The sequence below is a fragment of the Clostridium sp. DSM 17811 genome, assembly GCF_018861905.1.
Taxonomy (GTDB): domain Bacteria; phylum Bacillota; class Clostridia; order Clostridiales; family Clostridiaceae; genus Clostridium_AD; species Clostridium_AD frigoriphilum.
Genome location: NZ_JAHLDU010000002.1, coordinates 414,747 through 428,430, shown reverse-complemented (window position 1 = coordinate 428,430; position 13,684 = coordinate 414,747). Strand labels below are relative to the sequence as shown.

Below are 13,684 nucleotides of genomic sequence, written 5' to 3'. Positions count from 1 at the left end.
TTATGCCCTCCTTAGACTAAAGCCGCAACATCAAGTATCAATGTAACAAGTCCATCTCCTAAAATTGTTGCTCCTATATATTCTTTTATTCCGTGTAATGTTTGCCCTAATGGCTTTATTACAATTTCTTGTTGACCGAGTAGTGAATCCACTAAAAGGCCTACTGTTTTCTCTCCAACTTTTACAATGACAATATACCTCTTTGTAATTTCAATATTCTCTATTTCCATTTTTTCATTTACTCTTACAAGTGGAATTACGCTATCATTGTATACAATAACTTCTTTATTATTAGTCTTCTTAATTAACTCTACTTTATAATCTATTACTCTATCAATATATCCAAGAGATATAGCCATAGTTTCATTACCAACTTTTACTAGCAACGCCTGAATTATTTGTAGTGTCAATGGTAATCTTATAATAAAAGATGTACCTTTGTCAATCTCACTTATTGCATCTACCGTTCCACCAAGTGCAGCAATTTTAGTTTTAACAACGTCCATACCCACTCCACGACCAGATATATCTGTTACTTTGTCATTAGTACTAAATCCTTGTGCAAAAATCAAATTTTTAACATCAGCATCTGTCATGCCTTCAGTATTTATACCAGATTCATTTGCTTTTACCTTTATTCTCTCTACATCCAGGCCTGCGCCATCGTCTTCAACTTTTATAATTGCTTTAGTACCTTCAGCATAAGCTATAAGCTTAATTGTGCCAACAGGACTTTTCCCTTTAGCAATTCGCACACTACTAGGCTCAACACCGTGATCTGCTGCATTACGAAGCAAATGAAGTAATGGTTCTCCTATTTCATCAATAACTGTCCTATCAAGTTCTGTCTCTTGTCCTTGAATTACAAGTTCCATATCTTTATTAAGGTTTTTTGATATATCGCGAATCATCCTTGGAAATCTATTAAATACTACTTCTAGTGGCAACATTCTAATCTTCATTACCAAATCTTGAAGCTCAGACGTAGCTCTAGCTACTTGTTCTAAAGTTTCATTTAAATCAGTAAGTTTATGAACACTACTTATTTGTTCTAGTCTTGTCCTATGAATTACAAGTTCTGATACCATATTCATAAATTTATCTAGTCTATCCAGTTCAACTCTAACAGATTGATGCGCTTTTTTATGAGCTACAACTTCCTTCTTGTCTTTGTTTTTACCGTCGACTGCAATCTTGCTTTTCACTTCTTCTATTTTAGCTTCAGGAGCTTTTTCAATCCCTTTAACTTCTACTAATTTATCAGCTAAAGTAGCCGCAGTACTGTCAATATCAACATCTTCAACATTTACTTTTTCTACTTCAGATATATTCAGCAAAATATCAATAACTTCAGCTTTTTCTTTATTAGTTAGATAAATTAAATTTATTTCAAATTCAAAATTTTCATCTTCTAAATCCTCAGCGCCTGGTACAGATTTTATTATCTCTCCGTATTCTTCTAAGCTCTTAAAAATGAGAAATGCCCTAGCTGCTTTTAGCAGCGTATTTTCACTTATTAAAATCTTTATGTCAAATGCGTTATACATTTTTTCTTTTGCTTGTTTTATAACATCAATATCATATTCATTAAGACTTACTCTCTCACCCATATCTTCGTTACTAGTGTTTTGTGGCGTATTTTCAATTTTCTTTTCATCGACTTTTGGATTTTCACCAATCTCAGCCATTTCAAGTAAATCCTTTAATATCTCGTCTATTGAAATATCCTCTGAAATATCTTCAGAAATATTATTCACCATTTTTTCTAAAGTATCAAGACACCTAAATAGAACAGTTACAACTTTTTCTGTTACTTTAAGTTTACCCTCACGAAATTCTGATAAAATATTCTCCATATTGTGGGTTAATTCCGCCATTTGACTAAAACCCATAGTTGCCGCCATTCCCTTTATAGTATGAGCTACCCTAAATATTTCATTTAACTTATCTATATCTTCTGGATTTTGTTCGAGCTCAAGAAGCGACTCATTCAATGTTTGTAAATTTTCCATAGACTCTTCTAAGAACATTGACATATATTGTGATGTATCCATTTTATCCCCCTCATTATTTCTTAATGATGCATCCACTCTACATTTTTTTATAGATAAATGTGGATGCTTTTTCAAATCCATACTCTTTATAATTATATATACTTTCAGTGGCACCTACAAATAATAAACCACCTTTTTTTAATGAATCACTTATTTTTTTATATATTTTATCCTTAACATCTTGATTAAAATAGATAACTACATTTCTGCACACTACTAAATCAAAATTGTTATCGAAATTATCTAAAATAAGATCATGTTTCTTAAATTCAACCATTTTTTTAATTTGAGGACTAATTATGTATTTGTCCCCATTAACTACAAAATATTTGTCCATAAATTGTTTGGGAACATTTTTAACTTCAGAATAAACATACTCTCCATTTTTCGCTTTTTGAAGTATTGTGCTATCAATATCTGTAGCTATAATTTTATGATTACCGCGAGAATTTAAATTATCTACAATCATAGCTAATGAATAAGGCTCAGCTCCAATAGAACATGCTGCACTCCAAATTTTAAGTCCTGAATTATATGGGAGTTCTGACTTAACTTTTTTTGAAAGTTCATCAAATATTTCGGGATTTCTAAAAAACTCTGTTACATTTATTGTTATAAAATCTAGGAATTTCTGTTTTTGAGCAGGATCTTTTTTAAGCAAACTAATATATTCCTCTACAGAATTAACTCCTACTCTTGACATTAAGCTCAAGATTCGTCTGTGCAATTGATTAGATTTGTATGCTGACAAATCTATACTATATTCTTTTAAGACCCAATGCTGAAAATCTATTAAATCCATTAGCGTTTGCTCATCTCCCCATTACAACCTTATTTATTTCCTGCGCAATATTTTCAAGTGGCACCACTTCATCTACTTTGCCAGTTTCAAAAGCCGCCTTTGGCATGCCATATATAGTGCAGGTAGATTCATGTTCTGCCATAGTAATTCCGCCATTCTCTTTAATAGTTGCGGTACCTTTTGCACCATCGCGTCCCATTCCTGTAAGTATAACGCTTAAAAGCCGGGAACCATAGACTGCTGTTGCTGATATGAAGAGCTTATCTACGGCAGGCCTAACCCCCCAGATAGTTGGTTCAGTATTTAAATGTATTTTCTTGTCACGGCCTACCTCCATATGATATCCACCAGGCGCAATATAAACTACATTTTTTTGGATTAAATCACCATCAGAGGCTTCAACAACTTTTAATTTACTATTTAAATTAAGCCTCTGTGCAAAAGCCTTTGTAAAACCTGTCGGCATATGTTGCACTACTAAAACTGGTACTCCTATATTATCGGGCAATACTGTTATTACTTTATATAATGCTTTAGGACCACCAGTAGATGCTCCAATAACTACAGCCTCAATACTTGGAACTGCTACCTTTAACGGTCTCTCTATAGCATTCTTAGATACTACCTTATTTATATTGATTTTTTTTTCAAATGTCGTGGTAGTTCTGCTTTCACTTTGCATATAGGCTAATTTTATTTTTTGAACCAATTCATCTTTAACTTTATTTATATCTAATGATATTGCCCCAGAGGGTTTTGCAATAAAATCAAAGGCTCCTAATTCAAGGCACTGCATAGTTAGCTCTGTACTAGTCTTAGAACTGCTGCTAAGCATTATAGCTTGTATATTTCTGTTAACTGCTTTTAATCTCTTTAGCGTCGTTATACCATCCATATGGGGCATTTCAATATCCAACGTTATTACGTCAGGCACCAATCGTTCTATTTTTAATAATAGTTCCTCGCCATTTCTTGCTGTGCCTATAACTTCCATTTCTGTTTCAGCATTAATCATATCAGAGATTATTTTTCTCATTAATGCTGAATCATCTACTACAAAAACTTTTATCTTTTTAACCATTATATATCACCCTCTACCTTTGCTTAAATCTCCACGGTTCCCATTCCTACAGTCCTAATAGACAGTAGACCATTAGTTGTATCAAATATTAAAGTTCTGCCTTTATTACCACCGATGTCTTCTGCGAGTAGTGGGATAGATAGCATTTTCAGAGCATTTTTCACTGCTATACTATTTCGATTACCAATATCCATAATTATACTTTTATCAGAAAAATTAAACATTGACGCTCCACCTGCTATTTTAGCGCGCATATTACCTAACTTCGCACCTTTATTAATCATTTTAGTAACTAAAATAGGTATAGCCAAATCCGCAAACTTTATTTCATTTGTTATTTTATTAAACTGACTACTGTCTGGAAGCATTATATGTGCTAATCCTGCAATTCCTATATATTTATCAAAAATTGCAATACCCACACAAGATCCAAGTCCAACAGTTATTAATTTATCTGGTGAAAACACTACATTTAAATCTGCAATTCCTACCTTTATCTCATTATATTCCATAACAACACCCTATTTTATAATATTTGTATTTTTTCTTCATCAGTCAATATAGCTGAAATGTTTAAATATATAATTATTTTACCATCAATTTTGATAAGTCCTTTAATATATCTTTTAGATATACCCGTAATTATCTCTGGTGAATCTTCTATATTATCTTTACCTACATCTTTAACTTCTGACACAAAATCAACTATTATCCCTATCTTACTATCCTTTTGCTTTGTAACTATTATTTTAGAATCCGTGCCAATTACAGATGCTTCTAGATTAAATCTTTTGGTTAAGGTTATAACCGGTAAAATGCTATCTTCATAGTTTATTACACCCTCAACAAATTGTGGTGAATCTGGAACTTTAGTTGACTTTTCGTATTCTAATATTCGCTCTACTTCTAAAATGTTTGTAGCATACTGTTCCCCATTTACGCTGAAAACTAGTACCTTAATATCCTCCTGCTTCATGTTTACTCCTCCTACCCTTGTAATTTCTCAACTATTAATTCCCTATCCTCATCTATAAAGGCATGAATATTTTTACTAAGAACATCAAGGACATATTCTCTTTCGCCTATAATAAATCTAGTGTTAGGGTAAGCAAGATCTGCCCATATATGCCCATTTTTTTCTACAATAAGTTTTGTTGAAACTCCCCCTAAACCTCCAACTACTTTGCATTTGATTTCTTTACCCGCCTTTATAACTCCCCCACGAGCCAAGCTTTTATCAGCCTTAAATATTATGCTGTCACTTGCTACAAGCTCTGAAACATATTCACCTTTGCCAGTAAAAATAATATTACCCGAACTCTTAATTGTTGAGTCTTGTGAATAGTCTAATACTACATCCACGGGAAGTGTTAAATTCATTTCCATTTTTTCAATTTTATTTTCTATAATTGTCACAACATCATTTAATTCCTCGAAATCAACAATATTAAGAGGTGCAAGATTTAGTATTTTATGTTTTATTATAAATATTAATTCATCTTCAGCATTTTCTAGTTCCATTATTCTTTTAACTACTTTAATTGCAGTTTGAGGGAGTTTTTTAAATTTACTTTCAAGTAATATTTTAATAAGTTCTCCATCACTATTATTCTTCCTTATAAGGTTTATCCCTTTTACTTGTCTTATGGATGCTATTAATTTGAGCATGTCATCTTTCATGCTTTTTATATCATTTAAAAATTCTAAATTTAATACATCTTCTTTTCCAGATGAAATATTTGAATGAATTACATTCCCCTTAATCACAACATCACCAGATGCTGCAATATCAGCTTCAGCTACGTTATTTTTTATCAAAATGGAATTACCTGATTCTACTTTCATACCTTCACGTACACTTCCGCTTATAACTATATCCCCAACAAATTGAATATTTCCTGTTTTTAATTCTACATCCCCATTTACTTCATAAGTTTTATAGACGAAAAAAGTACTTCCCCTAAGCGATGGTCTACCTTTACTAGTTGCAGTCACCGTAAACTCATCTGTAAGTTCACAACCTTCTCCTACTCCAAGTGTTAAACTTTTAGAACTTTTAGCCTTTATTACCTTACCATTGATATCTATTCCATCTTCTCCACTTTTACCACGATGAAGGATAGCTAAGACCTGTCCTTTTTCTACACCTTCAACTGTCCCTATAGCTTTATAGTCAATAACCTCATCATTGTTATAATCCTTAGGGACCCCATTATACTTTACTTCTAGTCTATCATCTATTGCATCTATTACTTTCTTCCCATTTGCAATAACCAACTGGGAAACTTCATCTTCTTTTGAACATTTTATAACAACCATCTTCAAAATACCATATTTAATTTTATTATTTAATAATCCATTATTAATTTCTGCCTCTGTAAATTTTGGTGGCATAATTTTATCTTTTACTTCAGACTCTATTAATACTGAATTTTTAGGTGGACTATCTTTTAATTTATAAGTTATGTTAGGTTTATACTTTATGCTAATATAGGCTTCCATATTGTCTGGACTTGTCCTTAAATCTAAATGACGACTAGCTTCATCTTCTTTTAGAAATACTTCAATAATACTTTCTTCCATCACCCTTGCATGTAGATTTACTTTTTCTCCATTTACTATTAGTGTAATAGTATTAGTATTAGAAATCACAGCCGGTTTACCGCCATCATAAGGATTTTTTACTATGATTTTACTATTTTTTATTTCTATAGTTCCATCTTTTTCATTATGAGTATCTGTTTTAATGTCATCTTTTTGAGCAAAGTCTAATTTTAGACTACCCTCATCCTGTAGCCCGTCTATAGAATCGATAGAAATTACAACATGTTTCTTAAATAAACCTCTTTTTTCCTCAAGTATTGAATATTTAATTAGTTCTTTCGAAACACCTAAACTAAGACTTGCATTTTTTAAACACTCCTTAACATTAGATCCTTCAAATTTTTGAAGTTCTGGCCTATCATCCACTTATACCACCTCTTTCTATAGAAAAATTATGCCATAATCATTCTGTGGTATCCCTCGCCTCAGAATGTTTTATTTATTTATCGTTCTATTCGAAATAAACTTTACAAATTTCTGTTTATTCTCTTTTAATTCATCATCAAACCCTAACATTATTGATTTTATAATTGAATTTTCTGATGAATTAAAAGAAAATCCATCCACGCTTTCTATTGGAAGAACCTTAGGTGATGTCCCTGAAATAAACAAACCATTATATGATTTAAGATCCTTTTCAAAAATATCTTTTTCGATAAATTTTATATTTAATTTTTCACAAGTTTTTATAATAAATTGTCTTGTAATTCCAGGTAATACATTCATAACTCTTGAGGTTACAACTGTAGTTCCTTTTATCATAAAAATATTTGATTTACTACCTTCTGTAATATATCCAGCATTATCAACTAAGATTGCTTCATATACATTTTCACTCTTTATTTTCAAATTTACATTTTCACGAAATTCATTATTAATAACCTTTGCATTAGGATTACTTCTCTCACCATGATAAGTAATAGTTTTTACGCCCTCTATGTATTGATTTTTTGTTGGATATGAATGTTTCACAAAATATACTAAAAACTTCTCATTAAACCCATTATTATAAAGGTTTTCACCGTCTGGATTATAGTTTATAACTAATTTTAAATTTCCATCTTTTACTTTATTGTGACTTATTAATTTAATAACTCCATCTATAATTTCATTTCTCGTAATAGTTACCTTGTATTTCATAATTTTAGCAGAATTTTCAAGACGATCTAAATGTTCCATAAAAAATATTGGAATTCCATCACTTACTCTTATAACCTCATATAGTGATTTTCCAGCATCACTACTATAACTATCAAATTCTTCACTGCTTTTAAGTTCATCCCCAAATAAAAAATACATTTCTGTACACTTATCCATATAAATTCTCCTCCTTATTTTGAAGATATAACAATTAATATTTGTCATATCTTCCATGTTTATATTTTTATTATACTTTATATCTTATAAATAATCCTATTTCCATCTCAAAATTTCAATTTTATCATGCGTTTTTTTATAATTTATCAAATAAGGGTGCCCTACTAAATTAAAAAGTGGTAAATCCGAAAGTGAATCTGAAAACATACATGAATTTTCAAAATCTACATCTATATTTTCTTTAAGTAAGACTTCTTTTAATCTTTTCACCTTTTCTTCACCCTTACAATTTTCACCTAAGATCTGATTTCTATGCAATCCGTTCTCTTTTATAAAACGAGTTCCTATTACTTTATCGACTTCTTTTATATTATAGAATTCACTTAAATAAAATTCAGCTGAAGCAGAAATTAAATAAATTTTATACCCTTTAGTTTTCATTTTCTTTATGGTATCTATAGCATCTTTATATAATATTTTACTTAAGCGTTTTTCATAAAATTCTTTAACAATTTTCTTCATATCATTTTCTTCTATACCGTCTATAAATCTTATAAAAGTCTTTTTTGTTTTCGAAGCATCATATATTTTAAAGACATAAAAAAGGGATGAAAATATACTTTTAGGTAGATATTTTATATATTTGGGATTCTTCTTAAGCATAAAAATATAAAATTCTACTAAAGTCTCTCGTTTTGTTATTGTGTAATCCACATCAAAAATAGCTAATTTTTCTTTCAAATCTGCTCCCTCCTTTTGAAATACCTTATAATATTATTGCCTTAATGTTAATCTTAATACTACAGCTCTGCAAGAGATGATTTAATTTAAAAAGAAGCCGCTGCATTTGCAACGGCTCCTCCTAGAATTATTTTTCGTCTTTAATTAATTCTTCATAATATGCAGTTACTTCTGCAAACTCTTCATCTTCAGGTATAATTAATTCGCCTGTTTCTTCATCTCCAATTACCTTGAAAAGGTATATTGAATCATCTTCAGGGTTTTGAACTAAAGCATATTCATTTTCTTTATAAGTAAATCCATCTACTATTTCACATGGAACTACGTTACCATTTTCATCTTCTAAATCTACTGTTAATGCTTCGCCTTCGCCTTCTCCACATCCACAACCACAGCCTTCATGTTCATTTTCATGATCATGTCCACCGCATCCACAGCTTTCGTTCTTTTCTTCATTTTCATGGCCACCGCATCCGCAACCTTTATTTTCATGGTCATGTTCGTGACCACCACATCCGCATGATGTATTTTTATCTTCATTCATAATGTAGTACCTCCTAGTTTCAGTATATCTTAATTCTACCCTAAAAAGTAAAATAATAAAAGGGTTTTTTAAATTATTTTTATTAAATTAGTGTAAATGAAAAAGGAAGATGAAATTTAATTCATCCCCCTTTTTTTAAAAGTCTTAAATACTATTTTTCACTAGCAAGTTTTTTGTATCCTGCTAATCTTTCTTTAGCATCATTTTCTGTTTTAACAAATAATTCTTCTGCAACTTCTGGGAAACTTTTTGCAAGTGAAGAATATCTTACTTCGCCCATTAGGTACTCTCTAAATGAAGTAGTTGGTTCTTTAGAGTCTAATACGAATGGGTTCTTTCCTGCATCTTTAAGATCTGGATTAAATCTATACATAGCCCAGTATCCTGATTCAACAGCTCTCTTAGTCTCAAGTTGTGTACATCCCATTCCAACTTTAAGACCATGATTAATACATGGTGCATAAGCGATTATAAGTGATGGTCCTTTATATGCTTCTGCTTCTTTTATAGCTTTTAATGTCTGTGCTTTATCAGCACCCATTGCTATTTGAGCAACATAAACATATCCGTAAGTCATTGCCATCATACCTAAATCTTTCTTCTTAGTTCTCTTACCAGTAGCAGCAAATTTTGCAACTGCAGCTGTTGGTGTAGATTTAGAAGCCTGACCACCAGTATTTGAATATACTTCAGTATCAAATACAAATATATTTACATCTTCTCCAGATGCAAGTACATGATCAACACCACCGTATCCAATATCATAAGCCCAGCCATCTCCACCAAATATCCATTGAGATTTCTTAACTAAATGATCTCTCTTTGCAAATATTTCTTTTAATGCTTCGTTATTATCTTTTTCAGCAGTTAATAATGGTAACATTTTATCAGTTGCAACTTTTGAACCTTCTGCATCCTGTTTGTTTTCTATCCATTCATTAATAGCTGTTTTTAATGCATCACTTGTTTTCATTGTTAATGCTTCTTTAGCAGATAATTCAACTTTATCTCTTAGTTGGCTAGTTGCAAGGAACATACCAAATCCGAATTCAGCATTATCTTCAAACAATGAGTTAGCCCAAGCTGGACCTTGACCACGTTTGTTAACTGTATATGGTGAAGCTGGTGAACTTGCTCCCCAAATAGATGAACATCCTGTAGCATTAGCTATTAACATTCTATCTCCGAATAATTGAGTTATAAGTCTAGCATATGGAGTTTCTCCACATCCAGCACAAGCTCCACTGAATTCCATTAATGGTTGCTCAAATTGGCTTCCCTTAACAGTTGCTGTTCCCATTGGATTTTCTTTCTTAGGTAAGTTTATGTTAAACTTCCAGTTTGGTAATTTAGCTTCTTGAGTTGCATATGGTTTCATGATTAAAGCTTTTTCTTTAGCTGGGCAAACTTCTGCGCAGTTACCACATCCACTACAATCTGCATTACTTATTCCTATTGCAAAATGTTGACCTTCAAGTCCTTTTCCAATAGCTTTCTTACTTTCGTAAGTCTTTGGAGCATTTTTAAGATCTTCATCGTTAGTTAAGAAAGGTCTTATTACAGCATGAGGACATACAAATGCACATTGATTACATTGTATACATTTATCTACTTGCCATTCTGGTACGTTAACAGCAATTCCTCTCTTTTCAAATGCAGCTGTTCCTGGCATTAATGTTCCGTCTTCTATTCCAACAAATGCACTTACTGGTAAAGAATCTCCTTCTTGTCTGTTCATTACATCAGCAATATTTTTAACGAAATCTGGTCTAGCATCTTGTGCTACAGTTGCATCTTTAACTGTTTTCCAGCTTTCTGGTACATTAATTTTAACAACTGATTGAACACCTTCATCAATTGCAGCATTATTCATGTTAATAACTTTTTCGCCTTTTTTACCATAAGATGTAATAACAGCAGCTTTAAGATACTTAACTGCATCTTCTACTGGTATTATGTCTGCAAGTTGGAAGAAAGCCGCTTGCATAATCATGTTAACTCTTCCACCAAGACCTATTTTACCTGCTATTCCAACAGCATCAAGCGTATTGAAATTAATATTGTGATTAGCAATATAGTTCTTCATTGTAGCTGGTAAATGTTGTTCCAATTCTTCTGGAGTCCATATACAATTCAATAAGAATGTACCACCATCTTTAATTCCTTTTAAAACATCATATTTAGTTACATAAGCTTGGTTACCACAGGCAACGTAGTTTGCAGAACTAATTAAATATGTTGATTTTATAGCTTTTTTACCAAATCTTAGATGAGAGATTGTTACTCCACCTGATTTTTTAGAATCATAAGCAAAATAAGCTTGTGCAAACATATCTGTATGGTTTCCTATGATTTTGATTGCACTCTTGTTAGCTCCAACAGTACCATCTGATCCAAGTCCCCAGAATTTACATTCTTTAGTTCCTTCTGGTGTTGTTGTAATAGCATCACCAACTTGAAGTGATTTATTAGTAACATCATCAACTATTCCTACAGTAAATCCATTTACTGGAGTTTTTGCTTTTAAAGCATCATATACAGCAACGATTTGAGCTGGAGTAGTATCTTTTGATCCAAGTCCATATCTTCCGCCAACTATAACTGGTCTGCTTTCTTGATCAAAATATGCGCTTCTAACATCTTGATATAAAGGTTCTCCAATTGATCCTGGTTCTTTAGTTCTATCAAGTACTGATATTTTTTTAACTGTTTTTGGTATGTATTTAAAGAAATGATCTACTGAGAAAGGTCTAAATAAATGTACTTTAAGTACTCCAACCTTTTCTCCTTTTGCAGTTAAATAATCAATAGTCTCTTCAATTGTTTCACAAACTGATCCTATTGCTATTATTATTCTATCTGCATCAGGTGCACCATAATAGTTAAATAAGTGGTAGTCAGTTCCGATTAATGAGTTTATTTTTCCCATACATGTTTCAACTTTTTCTGGAAGAGCATCATAATATGTGTTTGAAGCTTCTCTTCCTTGGAAATAAACATCTGGATTTTGTGCTGTTCCACGAGTTACTGGATGTTCTGGGTTTAATGCTTTATTTCTAAAAGTCTCTAATGCTTCTTTATCTAAAAGACTTCCTAAAGTTTCATAATCCCATGCTTCTATTTTTTGTATTTCATGAGATGTTCTAAATCCATCAAAGAAGTTTACAAATGGAATTTTTCCCTCTAGTGCTGTTAAATGAGCAACTGGTGAAAGATCCATTACTTCTTGAACACTATTAGATGCAAGTAGTGCAAAACCAGTCTGCCTTGTTGCCATTACATCTTGATGATCTCCAAAAATATTAAGTGCATGAGTAGTTAATGCTCTAGCAGCTACATGGAATACTCCTGGTAATAATTCTCCTGCAATTTTGTACATGTTTGGAATCATTAATAATAATCCTTGAGAACATGTAAAAGTTGAAGTTAAAGCTCCTGTTTGAAGTGAACCATGTACTGCTCCTGCAGCTCCTGCTTCTGATTGCATTTCCATAATTTTAACTTTTTGACCAAATACATTTTTTGTTCCTTTAGCTGCAAGTTCATCACAATATTCTGCCATCGTTGATGATGGTGTTATAGGGTAAATTGCTGCAACATCGGTATATGCATAGGCAACATGTGCCGCCGCTGTATTTCCGTCCATAGTTTTCATTTTTCTCATTTAATAAGCCTTCTTTCTTAAATAATATTATAAAAATTGTTTAAACGCTTTTATTTAAATTAAATGTAAGAGTATTGTATTAAAATATCTCTATACTTCAAAATAATAACTTTCTAATAGATTTTATGCAAAACTAGCTAACACTTATCAGCGTTAGCTAGACATGATGAACCCTTGTAATCTACATATTCTGTAACTTACCTCATCATTTCATAGTTCCACATGTTTCTATAAAAAAAAACTTATTTAACTAGGCTTTTTCCCATCTCTTCTGCTTTAACTAATTGTTCATCAGTAGGAGCCTCGTTAACTGTTATGTTTTGTACAACATTAAATTCATATTCTTTCATTAAACTTACCCACTTGTTCATAAATTCTCCATTATCCCATCCATAAGATCCAAATAAACCTGTGATTTTATTATTAACTGGAATCAATTTGAATTTATCAATAAAAGGTTGCATTTCCTTTTGATCAATCCTATTATTGTCCATTGATGGACTACCAAATGCAACTACATCTGCATTAGTTACATCTTCAACTGATGCTTCACTAACTAGTTTAAGTAGTACCTCAGCACCTGCATCCTTTGCACCTTTAGCAATGTGATTTGCTAAAACTTCAACATTTCCGCCGTTACTTAAGTAAATTATTGTTAATTTTTTCATTACTATCACCCCATACTTTCATATTAATAGATAGTCTACGTTACAATTTAATTATACATCAATATGAATAATATTCAAGGTTTTTTCGTTATAAATACTACATTATATTTAAAAATAAAATACTGTATAAACACAATAAGTTAGTGTTATAGAACAGTTTGCCAAATAATATTCTCTAAATGTGATAAAACATTGTTAATATTTTATCA

At 31.5% G+C, this 13,684-nt stretch carries 11 protein-coding genes; all 11 read right to left on the bottom strand.

Annotated features, from left to right (window positions below):
- Positions 1-11: 11 nt before the first annotated feature.
- Positions 12-2,054: a chemotaxis protein CheA gene (locus tag KPL44_RS04830; RefSeq protein WP_216247861.1), complete on the bottom strand. Its 2,043-nt coding sequence runs from the start codon at positions 2,052-2,054 to the stop codon at positions 12-14.
- Positions 2,055-2,091: 37 nt separating this feature from the next.
- On the bottom strand, positions 2,092-2,856 hold the full coding sequence (locus KPL44_RS04825; protein WP_216247772.1) for a CheR family methyltransferase: 765 nt from the start codon (positions 2,854-2,856) through the stop codon (positions 2,092-2,094).
- A gap of 10 nt (positions 2,857-2,866) precedes the next feature.
- Positions 2,867-3,937: a protein-glutamate methylesterase/protein-glutamine glutaminase gene (locus KPL44_RS04820; RefSeq protein WP_216247771.1), complete on the bottom strand. Its 1,071-nt coding sequence runs from the start codon at positions 3,935-3,937 to the stop codon at positions 2,867-2,869.
- Between the two features lie 23 nt (positions 3,938-3,960).
- Positions 3,961-4,449 carry a chemotaxis protein CheD gene (locus KPL44_RS04815; protein WP_216247770.1) on the bottom strand — a complete coding sequence of 163 codons (489 nt, stop codon included), beginning with the start codon at positions 4,447-4,449 and terminating at the stop codon, positions 3,961-3,963.
- Positions 4,450-4,463: 14 nt separating this feature from the next.
- On the bottom strand, positions 4,464-4,913 hold the full coding sequence (locus KPL44_RS04810) for a chemotaxis protein CheW (RefSeq protein ID WP_216247769.1): 450 nt from the start codon (positions 4,911-4,913) through the stop codon (positions 4,464-4,466).
- A gap of 11 nt (positions 4,914-4,924) precedes the next feature.
- Positions 4,925-6,907: a flagellar assembly protein A gene (locus KPL44_RS04805; RefSeq protein WP_216247768.1), complete on the bottom strand. Its 1,983-nt coding sequence runs from the start codon at positions 6,905-6,907 to the stop codon at positions 4,925-4,927.
- A 69-nt stretch (positions 6,908-6,976) separates the two neighbouring features.
- Positions 6,977-7,858 (bottom strand): aminotransferase class IV, encoded by an 882-nt coding sequence (locus KPL44_RS04800; RefSeq protein WP_216247767.1) that lies wholly within the window; start codon positions 7,856-7,858, stop codon positions 6,977-6,979.
- 96 nt (positions 7,859-7,954) lie between these two features.
- A complete protein-coding gene (locus tag KPL44_RS04795; protein WP_216247766.1) occupies positions 7,955-8,599 on the bottom strand; it encodes an HAD-IB family hydrolase in 645 nt (214 codons plus the stop codon).
- A gap of 127 nt (positions 8,600-8,726) precedes the next feature.
- A complete protein-coding gene (locus tag KPL44_RS04790; RefSeq protein ID WP_216247765.1) occupies positions 8,727-9,143 on the bottom strand; it encodes a DUF1292 domain-containing protein in 417 nt (138 codons plus the stop codon).
- A gap of 151 nt (positions 9,144-9,294) precedes the next feature.
- Positions 9,295-12,807, bottom strand: coding sequence for a pyruvate:ferredoxin (flavodoxin) oxidoreductase (gene nifJ, locus KPL44_RS04785; RefSeq protein WP_216247764.1), 3,513 nt, complete (start codon positions 12,805-12,807; stop codon positions 9,295-9,297).
- Between the two features lie 242 nt (positions 12,808-13,049).
- Positions 13,050-13,475, bottom strand: coding sequence for a flavodoxin (locus KPL44_RS04780; protein ID WP_216247763.1), 426 nt, complete (start codon positions 13,473-13,475; stop codon positions 13,050-13,052).
- Positions 13,476-13,684 lie beyond the last annotated feature (209 nt).